General features: G+C 55.4%; 17 protein-coding genes. 9 read left to right on the top strand and 8 right to left on the bottom strand.

The genetic code is table 11. The annotated features are described in order from the left end of the window. Positions 1-207: 207 nt before the first annotated feature. Positions 208-897: a glutathione S-transferase gene (locus tag CIK78_RS16635; protein WP_096282021.1), complete on the top strand. Its 690-nt coding sequence runs from the start codon at positions 208-210 to the stop codon at positions 895-897. Between the two features lie 15 nt (positions 898-912). Here CIK78_RS16635 and CIK78_RS16630 read toward each other — a convergent pair whose 3' ends face one another. Continuing rightward, on the bottom strand, positions 913-1497 hold the full coding sequence (locus tag CIK78_RS16630) for an ABATE domain-containing protein (RefSeq protein WP_096282020.1): 585 nt from the start codon (positions 1495-1497) through the stop codon (positions 913-915). A gap of 92 nt (positions 1498-1589) precedes the next feature. Here CIK78_RS16630 and CIK78_RS16625 point away from each other — a divergent pair, with 92 nt between their 5' ends. Beyond that, on the top strand, positions 1590-2519 hold the full coding sequence (locus CIK78_RS16625) for an alpha/beta hydrolase (RefSeq protein WP_096282019.1): 930 nt from the start codon (positions 1590-1592) through the stop codon (positions 2517-2519). A gap of 194 nt (positions 2520-2713) precedes the next feature. Next, a complete protein-coding gene (locus tag CIK78_RS16620) occupies positions 2714-3265 on the top strand; it encodes a hypothetical protein (protein ID WP_096282018.1) in 552 nt (183 codons plus the stop codon). A 42-nt stretch (positions 3266-3307) separates the two neighbouring features. Here the strand turns inward: CIK78_RS16620 and CIK78_RS16615 are convergent, their stop codons facing one another. Further along, positions 3308-4480 carry a UbiH/UbiF/VisC/COQ6 family ubiquinone biosynthesis hydroxylase gene (locus CIK78_RS16615; RefSeq protein ID WP_096282017.1) on the bottom strand — a complete coding sequence of 391 codons (1173 nt, stop codon included), beginning with the start codon at positions 4478-4480 and terminating at the stop codon, positions 3308-3310. A 106-nt stretch (positions 4481-4586) separates the two neighbouring features. Here CIK78_RS16615 and CIK78_RS16610 point away from each other — a divergent pair, with 106 nt between their 5' ends. After that, positions 4587-5462: an NAD-dependent protein deacetylase gene (locus CIK78_RS16610; protein WP_096282016.1), complete on the top strand. Its 876-nt coding sequence runs from the start codon at positions 4587-4589 to the stop codon at positions 5460-5462. Here the strand turns inward: CIK78_RS16610 and CIK78_RS16605 are convergent. Continuing rightward, a complete protein-coding gene (locus tag CIK78_RS16605; protein WP_096282015.1) occupies positions 5459-6070 on the bottom strand; it encodes a DNA-3-methyladenine glycosylase in 612 nt (203 codons plus the stop codon). The genes CIK78_RS16610 and CIK78_RS16605 overlap by 4 nt on opposite strands. 83 nt (positions 6071-6153) lie before the next feature. Here CIK78_RS16605 and CIK78_RS16600 point away from each other — a divergent pair, with 83 nt between their 5' ends. From CIK78_RS16600 to CIK78_RS16585, 4 genes are all read left to right on the top strand, one after another. After that, positions 6154-7617 (top strand): YdiU family protein, encoded by a 1464-nt coding sequence (locus CIK78_RS16600; protein ID WP_096282014.1) that lies wholly within the window; start codon positions 6154-6156, stop codon positions 7615-7617. Positions 7618-7669: 52 nt separating this feature from the next. Beyond that, positions 7670-8716 carry a DNA polymerase IV gene (dinB, locus tag CIK78_RS16595; RefSeq protein ID WP_096282013.1) on the top strand — a complete coding sequence of 349 codons (1047 nt, stop codon included), beginning with the start codon at positions 7670-7672 and terminating at the stop codon, positions 8714-8716. Positions 8717-8826: 110 nt separating this feature from the next. Then, positions 8827-9654, top strand: a complete 828-nt coding sequence (locus tag CIK78_RS16590) for an alpha/beta hydrolase (RefSeq protein WP_096282427.1) — start codon at positions 8827-8829, stop codon at positions 9652-9654. A 21-nt stretch (positions 9655-9675) separates the two neighbouring features. Then, complete coding sequence (locus tag CIK78_RS16585; protein ID WP_096282012.1) at positions 9676-9924, top strand: YkoF family thiamine/hydroxymethylpyrimidine-binding protein; 249 nt, start codon at positions 9676-9678, stop codon at positions 9922-9924. Positions 9925-9975: 51 nt separating this feature from the next. On the opposite strand, the gene gabT is transcribed toward CIK78_RS16585, so the two are convergent. The 5 genes from gabT to csiR all read right to left on the bottom strand — a co-directional run bounded on the left by gabT (position 9976) and on the right by csiR (position 17677). Next, positions 9976-11253 (bottom strand): 4-aminobutyrate--2-oxoglutarate transaminase, encoded by a 1278-nt coding sequence (gabT, locus tag CIK78_RS16580; RefSeq protein ID WP_096282011.1) that lies wholly within the window; start codon positions 11251-11253, stop codon positions 9976-9978. A 213-nt stretch (positions 11254-11466) separates the two neighbouring features. Next, on the bottom strand, positions 11467-14016 hold the full coding sequence (locus CIK78_RS16575; RefSeq protein WP_096282010.1) for a membrane-bound PQQ-dependent dehydrogenase, glucose/quinate/shikimate family: 2550 nt from the start codon (positions 14014-14016) through the stop codon (positions 11467-11469). Between the two features lie 287 nt (positions 14017-14303). Beyond that, complete coding sequence (locus CIK78_RS16570) at positions 14304-15533, bottom strand: CaiB/BaiF CoA-transferase family protein (RefSeq protein ID WP_096282009.1); 1230 nt, start codon at positions 15531-15533, stop codon at positions 14304-14306. 67 nt (positions 15534-15600) lie between these two features. Further along, the gene (locus CIK78_RS16565; RefSeq protein WP_096282008.1) at positions 15601-16779 is read right to left on the bottom strand and encodes an acyl-CoA dehydrogenase; all 1179 of its coding nucleotides are present in this window, start codon (positions 16777-16779) and stop codon (positions 15601-15603) included. Positions 16780-16942: 163 nt separating this feature from the next. Further along, positions 16943-17677, bottom strand: coding sequence for a DNA-binding transcriptional regulator CsiR (gene csiR / locus CIK78_RS16560; protein ID WP_096282007.1), 735 nt, complete (start codon positions 17675-17677; stop codon positions 16943-16945). 342 nt (positions 17678-18019) lie between these two features. Between csiR and CIK78_RS16555 the strand changes: the two genes are divergently transcribed. Beyond that, positions 18020-18991, top strand: a complete 972-nt coding sequence (locus CIK78_RS16555) for a TAXI family TRAP transporter solute-binding subunit (protein WP_096282006.1) — start codon at positions 18020-18022, stop codon at positions 18989-18991. Positions 18992-19000 lie beyond the last annotated feature (9 nt).

Below are 19000 nucleotides of genomic sequence, written 5' to 3'. Positions count from 1 at the left end.
TGGTACACGAATAAACTCACCAAGGTTATTGGTTACCATAATCATTCTCCGGATATGACATGGTCTGGAATATGAACGATCGCAATTTAACTAGTCGCCGCTGTCGGACCGTCTCTTCACTGCTTCGTGACTCCTACGTTACCGCAAAGCTTAGCGCTTGCCTTGAGTGTTATCCAAAGCTGATCATCATGTTTAGAATGAGCAGAGATGCTGAGTCTACTGATCCCGATTCAATTGCGAAAAATACCCATGACGCCCTCACTTCATCGCCTGTACTCTTTTCGTCGCTGCCCCTATGCCATGCGTGCCCGTCTCGGCTTATTGTTTGCTGAGTTGCAGGTGGAGCTGCGGGAAATAATATTGAAAAACAAACCGGCCCAGATGCTAGCGATTAGTCCGAAAGGCACTGTGCCTGTTTTACAGCTTTTTGATGGTGCTGTAATCGAGGAAAGCCGAGAAATAATGGTGTGGGCGCTTGAGCAACAAGATCCGCAGGGGCTGTTAGACGCAGAGGTTTTGACTCAGGCCAACGCTTTGATCGAGCAAAACGATAATGAATTTAAACATTGGCTGGATCGTTATAAATATGCCGACCGTCATCTCGAAATGACCCAGACGGAGTACCGGCAACGGGGTGAGGCTTTTTTACAGGTGCTAGAGACGTTGCTGACTCAAAAGCCTTATCTTCTGGGGGATAACGCGACCATTGCCGATATTGGCATCATGCCTTTTGTCCGCCAATTCGCCCATGTGGATCGCGATGTTTTTTACAGCCTACCTTACCCGCACCTACAGCGGTGGTTAGAAAACTGGTTGGAGCACGCATTCTTTCTGCAGGCCATGACCAAGTTTCAGCCATGGCAAGAGGAGGATGACGTGGTGGTTTTCCCTTCTTAAACAAAGTGCCATCTGTTACTTCTTGTCGGCTTTCTCTCTCTTTCTAGCGCGATGCACGGCCGCTTTCATTCTGTTTCCGCAAGACGCCATGCTGCACCAGCGGCGCCGGTGAGATTTTGTTTGATCGTGGAACAGAAGAACGCAGTCCGAGGCTTCGCACTGTTTAACGAGCTGCAAGTCAGCCTCGGTAAGCAGCTGAACCAACGCCCGTGCGACAGGCTGCAACAGGCTCTCGCTTTCCATGTTGCGCTGATAGGTTTTTTTTTGAAATACCGATGCTGTTGACTGCCATTCGATCTTCTCAACGGGGTAGCCCCGCTCCAGTACATGATTTACCACGGCGGGGTCCGCGGCTCGGCCCTGCTGGGCAGAGGTAAGAAGGTCCTGCATGTTGTTGCGTAATTCTCTAGCGAGTTGCGCTATCCCCGATGGTGGGCTTTCACGGTATTCGGCCAACACGCCCGCCTGTTGAAGCCACGCAACGACACTGCTGTCATCGTCCAGGCATTCTTGGCGCTCGTCTGCTACGCCAAATTGCGTGTTCATAAAGTCGAGGGCGAGATTGCTTGCGATAAACGGTGGCGCAATTTCTGACGGCATGTCTAGTAACCTTTAATTTCTATGTTGACAGGTTACTATTATTTTGGATAACCTGCAAAAATAGTTATTAATGGTTATCTAGGGGGTTGTCCATGACATCTGAAAATATGACTAATACGCAGGAAGCACTCACAGCCAAGGCTGGGCAGGTTCACTATCGTTTCGAGAAAGTGGGTGATGTCGACATCTTCTATCGTGAAGCGGGTGATCGGGCGGCACCGACAGTGTTGTTGCTGCACGGATTCGCTGCGTCCTCGTATATGTGGCGCGATGTGATTGAGGCGCTTGCCCATCGATATCACGTAGTGGCACCGGATTTACCCGCCTTTGGCTTCACTCAATCACCACCAAGGGGACAGTACGAGTACACCTTTGCCAACCTAACCAAGACGATTGATCAATTTACTGAGCAGTTGAAGATCGATCGCTACGCTATTGCCGTTCACGATTATGGTGCACCTGTGGGCTGGCGTCTGGCGGTGGCTCATCCGTCAAAAATCACTGCCATCATTTCGCAAAACGGCAATGCTTATGAGGAGGGACTTTCAGAAGGGTGGGAGCCTATCCTGACGTATTGGAAGGATCCTTCTAAGGCGAATCGTGATGCCCTTAGCGACTTTCCGACGCCGGCGTCAATCAAATGGCAGTACGTGGAGGGCGTTAGCGATACAAGTGCTGTAGCACCGGATGCCTATACGCTGGAAGGGGCTCAGATATCCCAGCCGGGGATGGCGGATATTCAGCTCGACTTATTGTTGGATTACGCCACCAATGTTGCCAAGTATCCTGAATTTCAGGCCTACTTCCGCGAGTATCAGCCGCCCTTGCTCGCGGTATGGGGAAAGCATGATCCCTTCTTTCTACCGCCGGGGGCACAAGCCTGGAAGCGAGATATTCCTCAGGCGGACATTCGCTTTTACGACACGGGGCATTTTGCCTTGGAAACCCATGGCAATGTCATTATCCCGGTGATTTGTGCGTTTTTAGATGATCATCTGCAAATACCATCAGATGACAAGTAATCACTGTTCCCCACTGGGCGGCAATGGCCAAGGCGGCGCCCGCACGAAGCCGCCGGAACGTTATTTTCCTAGAACTAAAACAATGAGATAGAGTCCTATCAGCAGCTCAATTAATGCGCATGCTGATACGCTGATTGAGATTATGTTGCCTTGCGTATAATCATTGTTAGCGTCTTTTATATATAGAGAAAAATATGTTCCCTATCCGAACTGCTGCATTCGCTCTGATCGTTTTACTTGCTGGCTGTAATCAATCGACTCCCAACCAGCAAGTCTCCGCACCGGCTGAAGGTGCTCAAGCTGGGGCTGAATCCTCTTCGCCAGCCAACGTCAACGAACTCTATTCCCCACTTCTTAAACCCAAGGGAAAGGTCACGCTGAGTAGTTGTCGAATGGGCGGCTGCGCTTGGAATAAATGGCTTTCCGTTAAGTCCATTAGCACTTCAGAGACAGAGCAAACACTGGAAGTAACGCTGCTTAGCGGTGACTCAAGGCTTAAGGACGGAGAGGATTCCCCCGCGTCACCCGATGGCGTCGCGATCAATTGGAACGTAGAACCCGAGGTTGTCAATGTGACATGCTCACACACGGCACCGTCAGTTTCTGGGGAAGCATTAATCTTAAATTCCGAGACCGCCGTGCCCGGTGCCATGGAAAGCGCCGCTGAGCTGTATTTTGCGGCATGCCACTCCAACTTCGACGGCTATTCGAGTGGCATAGAGACTTTTTCCTACGATGTGAAATAGGCAGGCATTGATGGCTGCGCTTTTAATCTTCCACCATGCGATTTAGCGCATTTTAAACGGATTCAGCCCGTTGGCTTGCTGCATCATCATGCGCTTGGCCAGCGGGAAACGTTCGGCAATCTGCAGGCTTAAATCACCTAGTTGGCGCAGGGGCTTGGCGCCGGTAAACAGGTGATGAAAGCTGTCAGTAGCAGCGATCATGGCTTGATTGGCCACGCGGCGCTGGCACTCAAAGCGGAGCAGGTTGATCGAGTCGCCAGCGTCGCGGCCTTTGATGATGATCTCGGCCAGCGTGTCGGCGTCGTGCAGGCCGATGTTTAAACCTTGCCCCGCTAGTGGATGCACCACGTGCGCCGCATCGCCAATCAGCGCTAAGCGTGTGCCAATATAGCGCTGCGCGTGTTGGCGCTTAATGGGGAAGCTTGCCCGTGCCACGATGCGAGTAATTCCGCCTAGCCGTTTGGGAAAGGCCGTTTCAATCGCCGTTTTTAGCGCGTCATCGTCTAGCTGTTCGCGGGCTTTGGTAGTTTCGTCTCTGTCGTACCACACCAACGAGGCGCGCTGGCCGGGTAAGGGCAGCATCGCGAGCGGGCCGGTGGGGGTGAAAACTTGCCAGCTTACGTCTTGCTGGGGTAGCTCGGTTTCTACGTTAATGATCATCGCGCGCTGATGATAGTCGTAGCTTGTCACGCTAATGCCTGCCAGCGCACGCAGCGTAGAATTCGCACCGTCAGCACCGACAATTAAGCGCGCGCTAAGGGTTGTGCCGTTATCTAGCTCCAGCGTGCGGGCATTGCTGGCCGTTCCTGTGCTAATCGGCGCGCAGTGGGTGTAGCAGCTAACGCTAGGCAGCTGTTCCAGCCGCTGCCATAGCGCGTACTGCAGCGTTTGGTTTTCGATAAAGATGCCGAAGTCTTCCATGCCGCTCTCTTCAGCGGAAAACAGCGAATGGCCGGTGCCGTCCTGATTGGCGACATCAATATGGCGAAAAGGGCAGCTGCGCTCTTGCGGCAGAGCGGTACCGCTTGCCTTGATAAAGGCCAGCGAGCGCGCATTGAGTGATGAGATGCGCAGGTCATAGTCGCCGCTGGGCGCGGTGGGCGCATCGCCTTGCTCCACAAGCCCAACGCTTAGCCCCGTATGGCCTAAGCGTGCTGCCAGTGCCGCGCCCACCATGCCGCCGCCGACAATAATAATGTCATGATCGTGCTGCATAAGAGTCTCTCCTGGGTGCACAATAACTGTTCAAGGGCGAGTTGCGTGGCCCGCTGTTGCTATACAGTATCGTTGAATTTGAGCAACATTGCCTAGAGGTGAAGGATTGACGCAGGCCGTGGACATTGCAGAAAACGTTGCTCAGTCGGGCAAAGAGCTAGCTGACTTTATACAGCAGCACCCCAAGCTGTGGGTGATTACCGGTGCCGGCGTGAGTACCGACAGCGGCATTCCGGACTATCGCGATGCGCTGGGGCAGTGGAAGCGACCGCCGCCGGTACAGCACGGTGACTTTATGACGTTTCACGGCGTGCGTCAGCGCTATTGGGCGCGTGCGCTGATCGGGTTCAGGGCGCTACGTGAAGCGCAAACCAGCGGTGCACACCGGGCGCTAGCCGCGCTGGAAGCGCAAGGGTACATCCAGCAGCTGGTGACGCAAAACGTTGACCGCTTGCATCAGCGTGCAGGCTCGCGCCGCGTCATCGACCTGCATGGCCGCGCGGATATGGTGAAGTGCATGGCGTGTGACTATCAAATGATGCGCCACGCGATGCATGCCGAAATGGCGCGAATGAACCCAACGTTTGCTGATCTGCAGGCGGGTTACGCGCCGGATGGCGATGCTGATCTGGAAACGGACTTCAGCGCTTTTCGTATTTTCGACTGCCCGCGCTGTCGCGGCATCTTAAAGCCTGACGTGGTGTTTTATGGCGACGTGGTGCCCGCCGAACGGCGGCTGGCAGCGCAGGTGGCCATGGCCAAGGCGGATGCCGTGCTGGCCGTGGGCACCTCGTTGATGGTGTTTTCCGGCTACCGCTTCTGCCGTGCCGCCCATGAACGAGGCATGCCGCTGGCGTCGCTGTCACTGGGCGTCACCCGTGCCGATGCGCTGTTAACGCATCAGTGGCGTGCGCCGCTAACGCCGGTGCTTGAACAGGCGGTTCGTTGTTTGCAGCCCACTTTGTCAGCGGGTGCGCGCTAGCGCGCTTTAGACACCCACGGGTTGTCTTCCAACCAGAAACGCCACGGGGCATCGCGGTGCTCGGGCTTGGCGTAATCAATGCCCACGCGTGGGCCGCTAGCAACGGGCTCGTGATGCGACGCGGCGCTAATCCAGAGCTGATCGCGCTGGGTCATATCATGGCCATACAGCGCTTTATTAATGCTGAGCGCGCGCGTGAGCTTGCCAGGGCCATTGCTCAGCTGCTTACCGGTTGCCTGGCGGATAGCGCGCATGGCGTCCTCGTTGGCGGTGGGCTCAACCGCACGAATCAATACCGCGCAGGGCGAGCCGTCTGGCTCCGTTACCACGTTCAGCAGCCAGTGCATGCCATAAACAAGATACACATAGGCGTGGCCGGGTGGCCCGAACATCGCTTCCGTGCGCGGTGAGCGGCGGCGGTGGGCATGGCAGGCGGAGTCCTCAGCCCCACAATAGGCCTCGGTTTCAACAATCCTCGCGGCCATCTGTTCGCCATTAATCTCACGCACCAGCCAGCAGCCGAGCAGGTCTCTTGCGACCTCTAGCGTGTCGCGGTTATAAAAATCCCGTGTGAGCGGCGTTAGCACGTTCTGTTTAGCATTAGGCATTTTCTAACAACTTCATGTCGGCGTTAACTTGAGTAGAGTGCTAGGGTATTAGCAAACCACAGCCACTAAAAGCGGAGCCTATCGTGCTGTCATTCGAACATTTCTATTCTACGTTACCTGAACCCTTGTGGATTGAAAGCCAGGCAACGCCCGTGGCTCACCCTGAACTGATTGCTTTTAATGCCCCACTTGCCCAGATGCTGGGCGCTAAAGAAGTGCCTGAATCTGCCACGTTAGCCCAATGGTTCAGCGGTAATCAGCCCATGCCCGGTGCTAAGCCGGGCGCGTTGGGCTATGCGGGCCATCAGTTCGGCAACTTTGTGCCGCAGCTGGGCGATGGCCGTGCGCTGTTGTTGGGAGAAGTGGTTGATAAGAACGGTGTACGCCGCGATGTACAGCTAAAAGGCAGCGGCCGTACGCCGTTTTCCCGCGGTGGCGACGGCCGTTCGCCGCTAGGCCCCGTGCTGCGTGAATATCTGGTCAGCGAGTTTATGGCGGCGATGAGCGTACCAACCACACGTGCACTGGCAGCGGTAGCTAGCGGCGAGCGAGTGGCGCGGCAGATGTCTGAACCTGGGGCGGTATTTACTCGCGTGGCGAGCAGCCATATTCGCGTGGGCACGTTTCAGTTTGCCGCCTCTCGTCGAGACGGTGCCGTAATAAAAGCGCTGGCGGATCATGTCATTGCCCGCCACTACCCGGATGCCGCCAGTGCGGAAGATCCGTATCTAGCGCTATTAGAGGCGGTGGTCGCCCGCCAAGCGCTGCTGATTGCGCGCTGGATGAGCGTCGGCTTTATCCACGGCGTGATGAATACCGATAACTGCAGCATTGCCGGTGAAACCATCGACTACGGCCCCTGTGCGTTTATGGAGCAGTTTGATCCGCAAAAAGTGTATAGCTCTATCGACCAAGGGCGGCGCTATGCGTTTGCCAATCAGCCCGCGATTGCGCAGTGGAACTTGGCTCGCTTTGCTGAAACGCTGCTGCCGCTCATGAATGAGCAGGGCGATGCGCTGGTAGAGCAGGCCACTGCCGCACTTCGCCATTTCGATACGCTATTTCAACAAGAGCAGCGCCGCTTGGATGCTGACAAACTGGGCCTCTCACCAGAAAGCGAGCAGGCAGTGCCGCTGATGAAAGGCCTCGAAAGCCATATGCATCAGGGGCGCATGGATATGACCGCGACTTTTGATGCGCTTACTCGCTACGCTTGCTCTTTGAGTAATGAGAACCGTGAGGCGCTGCTGGCGCTAACGACTCAGCCTAACGAGTTAACCGCTTGGCTAGAGACATGGCAGGCCGAGCAGAGCGCCAGCCAAGATAGCCAGCGCCTTACCGCGATGCGGCGTGCCAATCCTGTCATTATTCCTCGTAACCACCGAGTTCAGGAAGTGATCAATGCTGCTTACGACGGTGACTTTGCACCGTTCCACACTCTGTTGGCGGTGGTAACGAAGCCGTTTGATGGGTCGGTTGAAGCCCGCCGTTTAGCGGCGCCTGCCACAGAAAACGAGCAGGTTCTCAGGACATTTTGCGGCACCTGAGCTGGCGTTTCTTGTGGTAAACTGTGTTTTTTTACAGTTGGAAGGGTAGCCGGTGCGCAAAATTATTCACTGCGACTGTGACTGCTTTTATGCAGCGGTGGAAATGCGCGATAACCCCGCGCTGCGAGACATTCCGATTGCCATTGGCGGCAGCGTTGAGCAGCGCGGCGTGGTCGCTACCTGTAACTATCCCGCTCGCGTGTTTGGTATCCATTCGGCCATGCCGATGGGGCAGGCGCTCAAGCGCTGCCCGCATCTGACCGTAATTCGCGGCGATATGGCCAAATATAAAGAGGTTGCCCGCCAAGTTTTCGCGATTTATCGCGACGTCACTGAGCTGATTGAGCCGCTGTCTTTGGATGAGGCATTTTTGGATGTTTCAGACATCACCTTGCATCACGGTAGCGCAACGCTCATGGCAGAAGCGATCCGCGAGCGGGTTAGCCGCGAAGTAGGCATTACGGTCTCGGCAGGGGTAGCGCCCAATAAGTTTCTGGCTAAAATCGCCAGCGATTGGAACAAGCCCAACGGGCTATGTGTGATCACGCCGGATGAAGTTGATAGCTTTGTGCAGCAGCTGCCGGTCAAGAAAATTCACGGCGTTGGCCCTCGCACGGCAGAAAAGCTATCCGGGCTTGGTATTCAAACCTGTACCGATTTACGCACGCGCTCACTGACCGAACTTGTCGAACACTTTGGCCGCTTTGGCCGGCGCCTGCATGAGCTAAGCTGGGGGCGAGATGAGCGGCCGGTGAAAACGCACCGTGAGCGTAAATCGGTCAGTACCGAGCAAACCTACGCACAAGACTTGCCTAATCTCGACGCCTGCCGTCGTGAGCTGCCCGCGCTGATCGAGGATTTAGAGCGGCGCTATGCACGTCTTGACCCGCCGTTGGCGGTGCGAGGACTGATCGTTAAAGTAAAATTTAGCGATTTCACTCAAACCACCGTCGAACATGCCGACCCAGCGCCTAATCTTGACCAGTTTGAAACCTTACTGAAGATTGGCTGGGCCCGCGGTGAACGCCCGGTACGCCTGCTGGGCGTGGGGTATCGGCTGGCGGAAAGCAGTCAAGAGCATCAGCTGCCGCTATTTTAATTAGCACGTTAACACTTATGTGGATTGACGCTCTGTGAGGGGCAGGATAAAACAGACATATGATAGATGGCCAAGCCATTGCTGATTTACTCTTATCGACGAGCCATGCCATGCCTGCTGAGACGACTTCACGCCCACGTTTAGTGTTTGCCCATGCCAATGGTTTTCCAGGGCTAAGTTATCGCAGCCTGCTAGACCCGCTGGCAGAAACGTTTGATCTTCATCCCGTAGACCGCCTGGGCCACCATCCGGATTACCCCGTTAATCATAACTGGGGTAATTTGGTGGATGAGCTGCTTAGCTACCTGCCGGAAGGCGATACGCCGCTGCTAGGCGTGGGCCATTCGCTGGGTGGTACCTTGATGGCCATGGCTGCGGATAAGCAGCCTGAGCGCTTTTGCGGTGTGATCATGCTCGACCCTCCGTTGATGCTCGGAACGGATGCTTGGGCCATGAAAGCCGCCAAGCGGTTTGGATTTATTGATCGAGTCACGCCTGCCGGTAAAACCCTGGGGCGGCGCACCGCGTGGCCCAGCCGCGAGATAATGGCCAGCTCACTCGGTCGCCGAGGCTTGTTTCGCCGCTTTACCCCGGAAGCGCTCAACGACTACATTGAAGCAGGGACGCGGTTGTTAGATGACGGCAGCGCGGAGCTGACGTTTAATCCGGAGATTGAGGTGGAAATTTTTCGCCACCTGCCTGACCACCTTTCGCGGCTGCCCAAGCGGCTGGGCGTGCCGATAGAATTAGTGGCGGGCACAGAGTCACACTTGTTAACGGCGTCGCGCATCAAGCGTTTAAAGCGCAAGGGCCTAACGGTAAGCGAGGTTTCGGGTACGCACATGTTCCCGATGGAGCATCCGGATGAAACCCGTGCCGCCATTTTGGCGGCCTGGCAGCGTTTATCCAGCGTCGGGCAAACGTCACATACTATGTAAAGAGCCACGTAAGGAGGCGTTATGTATCTTTCCGTACAGCTTAGCTATTACCCACTGGCCGATGATTTTAAGCCGGTAGTAAAAGAAGTCGTCAAACGCTTGGAAGCGACTGGATTAGAAGTACACCTGAACCGTATGAGCACTCAGGTATTTGGGGAGTTCGATGCTGTGATGACGGCGTTGGGTGAGGTGATGAAGTGGTCGTTTGAGACCCACGGTAAAGCGGTATTTACGGCGAATTTTATTGAAGGCGATCGCCGGCCGCGTTAAAAAATAAATGCCGCCAGATTTGGGCGGCATTTGCTTGTACGCTAATAGCGCTTAGGTCAGCGACTCCAAGCAGGACTCAATAATATCCAGCCCTTCGTTGAGTACGTCGTCTTCAATAGTGACCGGCATCAAAAAGCGGATAGTGTTGCCGTACATGCCGCAGGAAAGCAGAATCAAGCCTTCTTCGCGGGCTTTCTTACACAGCGCTGCGGCCAGCTCGGCATTCGGCGTGTGGTCTGTTTTATTCGATACCAGTTCGAACGCCGCCATTGAGCCCATGTTGCGCACGTGGTCGATGCATTCAAACTTGCCTGCCCACTCGGTGAAGCGCTTTGAAAGCTTCTCGCCCAAGGCTTGGCTCTTCTCAAGAATGTTCTCTTCTTCAAACACTTCCATCACCGCCAGCGCGGCTGCGCAGGCAGTCGGGCTGCCGGTGTAAGTGCCGCCTAGGGAGTTAGGGCCAGAGGCATCCATCACTTTATCGGTACCCACTATGGCAGAGATCGGCATGCCGTCGGCCATACTCTTGGCCATGGTCATGATGTCTGGCTCAACGCCGCTGTGTTCGATGGCAAACATCTTACCGGTGCGGCCAAAGCCCGACTGCACTTCATCGATGATCATTAAAATGCCGTGCTCATCGCAGATTTCACGGATCTTGGTCAAAAAGCTGGTGGATGCCGGATAAAAGCCGCCTTCACCGAGTACCGGTTCAAGCACAATCGCCGCAGTGTCTTTGGGGTTGGCGTCCGTTTTTAGCGTCATCTTTAAGCCGCGAATGGCTTCGTCTTCGCTAACGCCGTGGTAAGGCACTGGATAGGGTGCGCGGAAAACGGTGCCCGGCATTGGGCCGAAGTCGCTCTGATACGGCGCCACCTTGCCGTTCATCGCCATCGTGAAGAAGGTGCGACCATGGTAGCCGCCGTCAAAACAAATCACGTTGGAGCGACCGGTAGCGGCGCGCGCGATTTTAACGGCGTTTTCCAGCGCTTCGGCGCCGGAGTTAGCCAGCATTACTTTGGCATGGCCACGTACCGGAACGAGGTGGCTGAGCTTTTCGGCGACTTTGACGTAGCCTTCATAAGGCATAACCGTCTGGCAGGTGTGCATTAGCTTATCAAGCTGGGCTTTAACCGCGGCGACCACTTTAGGGTGGCGATGGCCTACGTTGAGCACGCCAATGCCGCCTGCAAAGTCGATAAAACGGTTGCCGTCAGCGTCCCAGATTTCAGCATTTTCAGCACGATCGGCAAAGGCCGTCGCCGGGCTCGCGGCGCCCGCGGCAACGTATTTATGTTTTAGCTCGTTGAGTTCGGCATTACTGCTCATAGCTCATTTCCTGTTGATGAGGGTTGTTCTTTCAGCATAGTAGGTAATAGAGCACGTATATAGTATGCAAAAGCGACAGGCTTGCTCTTTGTTCGCCGTTGAGCACGGTTGAGTAGTTGTTCACGCTTTTCGGCGAAAAAGGTTTGCCATGAAAGAGATCGCCCCAGCCATTTGGTCGGGGCGATCTCGTGTTACCGCTAGCGAAGTGAGCGATCAGGAATCGCTTTGCTCCGGCAGAGCGTAGGCGATCACGTAGTCGCCGGTGGGGGTTTCCATGAAGTGGTGGCCCGTCGCCACGATCACCAGATACTGTCGTCCGTTGGCTTCATAAACCATCGGGTTGGCCTGGCCGCCCGCAGGTAGCGCAGCTTGCCACACGGTTTCACCCGTTTCGATATCGATTGCCCGGATAAGATCATCAGTTGCCGCAGCGATGAAGATCAAACCGCCGGCCGTGACCACGGAGCCACCGTTATTGGGCGTGCCTATGTCGATCGGTAGGCCGGAACGGATGCCCCAAGGGCCATTGGCACGCGCGGTACCGAACGGTCGATCCCACAGCGTGTCACCGGTCGCAAGTTCTATAGCGCGGATATGACCATAAGGAGGTTGCTTACACAACATCCCCGTAAAGGGCACGCGCCAGCCAGCGTTCACGTTGATCGCATAGGGCGTGTTGGCCTGCGGATCACCCGCACCTTCGGCGCCGCCGGTATCTTCATCCAGCTCTTCACGCGGAACCCAGCCACGCTCATTGGCAACGTCACGCGGCACCAGCTCGTTATAGTTGGGCATGTCGTTGTAGTTAGCAATGATCACGCCCCGGCGCGGGTCGATCGCAACGCTACCCCAGTCGGAGCCACCGTTATAGCCGGTGTACTGAACCCAAGGCTGGTCAGCAGTCGGCGGGGTGTACATACCTTCCCAGCTTGCCTGGCGATACTGAATGCGGCAGAAAAGCTGATCAAAGGGCGACATGCCCCACATGTCCTTCTCGGTGATATCCGGCTGACGCAACGTAGCATACAGCGAGAAGGGCTGCGTTTCGCTGCGCATCTCGGGCTCGGCACCACCTTGCGGTACCGGGCGCTCTTCCGCACCGCCGCCCAGCAGCTCACCAGTCTCGCGGTTGAAGACGTAGATCTCGCCTTGCTTGGTCGGCATCACCAGCGCTGGCACATTACCATTGTCGGTGGGGAAGTCGATCATTGTAGGCTGGGAGCCTGGGTCATAATCCCAGACATCAACGTGAGACGTTTGGAAATGCCATGCAGGCAGGCCCGTTTCCACGTCAAGAGCGACCATGGACGCTGCCCACTCGTTTTCTTCTTCGGTGCGCGAGCTGCTCCAGTAGTCGCCGGCAGCATTGGCCATCGGCAGATAGACCAACCCTAGGCTGCTATCACCGGCGGCGATCGTCCACATGTTGGGCGAACCGCGCGTATAGATTTCATCACCGGTCAGCGGTTCGCTCTGGTCGGGGCGACCTGCATCCCAGGCCCAGCGCTGCTCGCCGGTCACCACGTCATAGCCCTGAATCACGCCGGAGGGTGGGTAGCGACGCTGGCCATCGAGCACCTGGTGTCCTGTCACAAGGACATCGTTGACGACGACAGGCGGCGAGTTTATGGCAACGTAGCCTGGTGGCGTCTCGCCCATATTGTGCTTTATATCGACCTGGCCGTTGTCACCGAAATCTGTACAGGGCTCGCCGTTAGCGGCATCGACCTGAATCAGGCGACCGTCTAGGGTGCCGGAGATAATGCGCGTGCGGCAGGCCTGATCGTCATTGGTGGCGACGGGAGTCGGCGTTTCGTCCTGTGGCGCGTTGTCTTCGCCATCTTCCTGTTCGCCACCGGCCGCGATCTGCTCACCCTGGCTGGCAGCGTTATCATCGCTCTCCGGAGCAGCGTAGTTTTCGGGCACTTCGTAGTAGGTCACACCCCGGCAAGCGGCGGTGTAGGGGATGGAGTCTTCAGAAACTACCGGATCGTAGCGCCAGTTCTCTTCACCAGTGGCTGCATCAAGAGAAATCAAAATGTTGCGCGAAGTACACAGAAAGACGTTATCACCGATTTTTAGTGGTGTTGTCTCAGCACCCCACCGGTGGTCGAGTAAGTCGCCAGTGCGATATTCCCAGGCCACTTCGAGATCGCCTACGTTATCAGGGTTGATCTGCTCGAGCGGAGAGTAGCGCGTCGCAGCGGAATCACGGCCGTAGGCAACCCAGTCCTCGTCAGCGGGGGCATCTGCAGGTTGGGCATCGCCCATGTCAGTCGCCAGCGAGCCTTCTGCCATTGCGGGTACATCGGCAAAGTGCTGATAACCACGGCCGGGTAGGAATGCCAACGCGCCGGCTATGATCAGTCCCAATACCATCACGCCCGCAACGGAGAAGCTGGATTTGCGCCCGGGACCACCTCTTAGGCAAGGGGCCACTAAGGCAACTAGAATGGCCAGGATCAATACAACATCCAGGCGGGGAATCCAGCGCCAGTAGTTAAGTCCCGATTCCCACGCGGCCCAAAGGAAAGTGCCAATAAAGACAAGCGCGAAAATGTAAGCGCCGGACACGTGCCCTCGGATCAGCTGAGTCCCAGCTACGAGCGTTGCCGCACCGGCGATTAGGTAATACCAGGAGCCGCCGAGTATTGCCAGATAGAGCCCGCCGCCGCCAAGAGCGAGACCGACAAGTGCAACTATAACCCCCACGAATTTGGCGAAAAATCCGCCAGAACCGCGAGAGGGATTGGAATGAGCCAATGTTTTCTCCCTTGCATGATATTACTTGTTTTCCGCCGCCCAAAAATAGGTTCGTCACGGATAGATTGATGAGCACATTACAACACTAATAGGGTAGCGCAAATTGACGGTAAATCTATCTTACGCAGCCACTTCATGACAATAAATCACACCACTCATGCGCTATGTATATGTTTTTTATTAAAGTATAATTAATTTTTTTACCGATAATGGTTGCATGCCCAAATAGACACAAAAAAGGCGCCTGGTGAGGCGCCACAAAGGGGAAGATATTTCATCAGTGCGGGCTAAATAATGCCCGCCTCACGAAGAGCGGTGCGCTGCTCTGGTGTAATGCCGAGCTCATCCAATACGTTTTCGGTATGTTCACCCAGGTGCGGTGGCGCCGTTGAGGCACTCATTTGCTTACCGTTGAAACGAATGGGGTTGGCTACCAAATCTACGTGGCCTGCCTGGGCGTGGGGCAGGGTTTGCTTAAGCCCGCGAGCTTTGACGTGGGGGTCGTCAAATACTCGGTCTAGCGTATTAATCGGGCCGCAGGGTACGCCTACCGCTTCAAAGGCAGCGAGCCATTCATCGGTGCCGCGTTGGGCCAGTGCCGCTTCCAGCTGTGGAACCAGCAATGCGCGCTGGTTAACCCGTGCGCCGTTAGTCGCGAAGCGCGGGTCTTCAGCCAAGCTTGGCAGTGAAAGCACGGTACAAAAGCGCTTGAACTGTTCGTCATTGCCCACAGCGACAATAATATGGCCGTCCTGGGTAGCAAAGGCTTGATAGGGCACGATATTAGGATGAGCGTTACCTAATCGCTGAGGCACATTGCCCGAGGTTAGATAGTTAAGCGCCTGATTGGCGAGCACGCCGACCTGCACATCCATGAGCGCCATATCAATGTGGCAGCCAACGCCGCTATCACGGCGTTGATAAAGCGCCGCAAGCACCGCGTTGGCGGCATAAAGCCCGGTAAAAATGTCGGTAAATGCTACGCCGCTTTTGACCGGGCCGCCGCCGGGTTCATCGTCTGGCTTACCCGTCAGGCTCATTATGCCGCCCATCGCTTGGATCATAAAGTCGTAGCCCGCGCGGTGGGCGTAGGGGCTTTCCTGACCAAAACCGGTAATTGAGCAGTAAATCAGTTTGGGGTTTAATGCCTGCAGGCTCGCGTAATCCAGGCCGTAACGCTTTAAACCGCCCACTTTAAAGTTTTCTATCAGCACATCCGATTGAGCGACAAGTTGCTTAATCACCGCTTGGCCTTCGGGCTTGGCCATATCGACGGTTACTGAGCGCTTGCCACGGTTAGCGCACAGGTAATACGCCGACTCTTCTGTGCCAGCCAGCCAAGGAGGGCCCCAGTGGCGGGTATCATCACCACTGCCCGGGCGCTCAATCTTAATCACATCCGCCCCCATGTCCGCGAGCATTTGTCCGCACCATGGCCCGGCCAGCACCCGAGAGATATCGAGTACTTTAATCCCGGCCAGAGGCTTGGTTGGCTCGCTTAATAGAGGCTTGCTCATAACAGCTGCTTCCTTGGCTAATGACGATTAAAGGCTATTGTTCAGAGTTCTATTAAGCCTAAGTCTATTAAAAGAACGACTGAATGCCCGTCTGCGCACGGCCTAGAATCAAGGCATGCACGTCGTGAGTACCTTCGTACGTATTCACCGACTCTAAGTTGACCATATGCCGAATGACGCCGTACTCGTCGGAAACACCGTTGCCGCCGTGCATGTCACGGGACTGGCGAGCGATATCCAGCGCTTTGCCGCAGTTGTTACGCTTGATCAGCGAGACCATTTCCGGCGCCCAGTTGCCGCTATCCATCAGTCGGCCAACCTGCAGCGCTGCCTGTAGACCCAGGGTAATTTCGGTCTGCATATCGGCCAGTTTTTTCTGGATGAGCTGATTAGCAGCCAGCGGACGGCCAAACTGCTTGCGGTCCAGCGTGTATTGACGCGCGGCGTGCCAGCAGAACTCAGCGGTGCCCATGACGCCCCAAGCGATGCCGTAGCGGGCTTTGTTCAAACAGCCAAACGGGCCTTTCAGACCGCTGACGTTAGGCAGCAGGTTCTCTTCAGGAACGAAGGCGTTGTCTAGTACGATCTCACCGGTAATCGAGGCGCGCAGCGATACTTTGCCTTCAATTTTGGGCGTACTGAAGCCTTCAGTGCCGCGCTCAACGATAAAGCCTTTAATCTGGTTGTCGTGAGCCGCTGACTTGGCCCATACCACCGCGATATCGGCAATAGGGCTGTTGGTGATCCACATTTTGGCGCCGGTTAGGCGATAGCCGCCGTCGACTTTCTCTGCGCGCGTAATCATGCCGCCCGGGTCTGAGCCGTGATCGGGTTCGGTCAGGCCAAAGCAGCCAATCATCTCGCCGCTGGCAAGCTTGGGCAGGAATTTTTGCTTCTGTTCTTCAGAGCCGTAGGTTTCGATGGGGTACATCACCAGCGAAGACTGCACGCTCATGGCTGAGCGGTAGCCAGAGTCAACGCGCTCAACTTCACGAGCAATCAAACCATACGCGACGTGGTTAACGCCCGCGCCGCCGTACTCTGGGGAAACGGTGGCACCAAGCAGGCCAAGTTCGCCCATCTCGCTCATGATTTCACGATCAAAGCGCTCTTCGCGGAAGGCAGTTAGCACGCGGGGCTGAAGATTTTCTTGGCAGTAATCATAGGCTGCATCACGAATCTGGCGCTCTTCGTCCGTCAGCTGTTGTTCCAGTAGCAGCGGGTCGTCCCAGTTAAAATGCGTCATGGCGTAAATTCCTCGATTCGTTATGCAGGCGCTATAAATCGCCCACAGCAATGGATTGGCTGCAAAGTAGCATAAGGCCAATGTATCGCCGTTAATTTAAAATATCTACATTTTTTTAAAACGCAGAATTTATTTTGGAAGTGACACGCTTAAACCGACATGCTTATTCGATGCCGCGCGCTTTGAGAACGCGGGTAATAATCGGAACCGGTGTCATCAGGTGGTCGCGCATCAGGGTGCCGGCCTGAGCGGTGTCGCGGGCTAAGATGACATCCACCAGCGCTGAGTGCTCTTGGCGCTTAAGTTCTAACGCCTGGGGCGACATCACGGTTTCTTGCAGCCACAGGTGGCGGTAGCGCTCTACCTGATCAAACAGCGTGTTGCGCATCTGCAGCAGGTGAGGGGAGTTGCAGCCGCTGGCAATCGCGGTGTGAAAGGCTTTATGGCGCTGGTCCCAGATTTCGAGAAGGTCATCGGGCGTGTTGATGTCGGTGACTTTCGCTAATAGGTGAGCGGTAGCCAGCACCGTGGCTTCCCAGTCGTCGTTGCCGCGCTCTATGGCCAGGCGCAGAATCAGCCCTTCAATCTGGGCACGGGCATCGTAAATATCGTTGAGCTCGGCCAGCGACATCGGAGCCACGCGATAGCCCCGCTGGCTAATCGCCACCACTAGGCGGTCTGCCACCAGTTGGGAGAGCGCTTCGCGCAGCGGCCCGGTGCTCGCGCCGTAATGCTCTTTAAGGTGTGTCATTAACAGCTTTTGTCCCGGCGCATAGCAGCCGCGAATAATGTCATGCTTAAGCTGACGATAAGCGCTGATGGCTAAATTTTGACGGGGACCGCTTGGCGCGCTAATGTTTTTTTCCTTAAAGGTTGGCGTTTGACTATCGGGTTCCATTTCAGTATGGCTCCTGAGCGAGTAGCGGTACATTGTGAAAGATTGTCAGCTATTATCAATAAATATTAACTATTTGGCAGAGGTTAAGAGATTACTAACGTATTTCAGTATTGTTGTCGGCGGATTATTTCTGATGACCATGCTGACATTGCTCGCGGTTGTGGGCGTTGTGATGTCGTTAAACGTTAATAATGGCCAATTAGCATCTAACGCTTAAGCCGTGCTAACTTCTCCTCCACCGCGTTTGCTTAGCCGTTTGATTGCCCGGCAGGCGCTGGGGCTCCAAAACCTCCTTTATCGTCAACCATACCTATAAGTCCAAGCAGGACGGAGGAAATGCTCATGCGAACTCTACGCTCTCTATACACCACAGCAGCTGCCGCATCGTTGCTCGCGGTCGCGCTACCCGCTAGCGCCCAACAACTTTCAATTGCGACCGGTGGCACCGGCGGCGTGTATTACCCTATCGGCGGTGGTTTCGCCGAAATGATCAATAACCATATCGAAGGGGCTCAGGCGACGGCGGAAGTTACTGGCGCGTCGGTTGAGAATATGGGGCTGATCATGCGCGGCGACGCGGATTTAGCGCTGGCGCTGGCTGATACGGTTTATCAGGCGTACACCGGTACCGGTGACTTTGACGGGCGTCAGGTCGAAAATACCCGTGCGCTGGCCTCTGTGTATCCCAATGCCGTGCAGCTGGTTACGCTAGCAGAGTCGGATATTAAATCGATTGCAGATTTGGCCGGTAAGCGCGTTTCTGTGGGCGCACCGGGCAGCGGCACTGAGCTTAATGTGCGTGCGTTGCTTGAATCCAATGGCGTTGACTATGAAGACTTTACGCCTCAGCGCCTTAACTTCAATGAAACCGCCGATGCTATTCGCGATGGCGATATCGACGCTGGTTTCTGGAGCGTAGGGCCGCCCACCAGTTCAATTCTTAATCTAGCCGCCACGCGTGATATTCGTCTTATTGGCTTCTCTGACGAAGAGATCGCTAACGCGCAGGCAGAAGAAGAGGTGTTTGCACCCTATGAGCTAGCCGCTGGTATGTATGACGGCATGGATGAAGCGGTTCAGACGATCGGTATTCCTAACGTATTGGTGGTTAATGCCGATATGGACGAAGAGTTGGCGTATCAGCTTACCCAACTGCTGTTTGAAAACACCGACGAGCTAATTGCTGTTCACCCTGCGGCTAATGACACCACCGTTCAGTTCACTATGGACTCTACGCCGGTGCCGTTACACCCAGGTGCGCTGCGTTATTTCGAAGAAGTTGGCGCTGATATCCCGGATCGCTTGCGTCCGTAACGGCTAAAG

The organism is Halomonas sp. JB37 (assembly GCF_002332255.1).
GTDB lineage: Bacteria > Pseudomonadota > Gammaproteobacteria > Pseudomonadales > Halomonadaceae > Vreelandella > Vreelandella casei.
The sequence above is the reverse complement of the archived record's forward strand: the minus strand, read 5'-3'. Positions and strand labels throughout refer to the sequence as shown.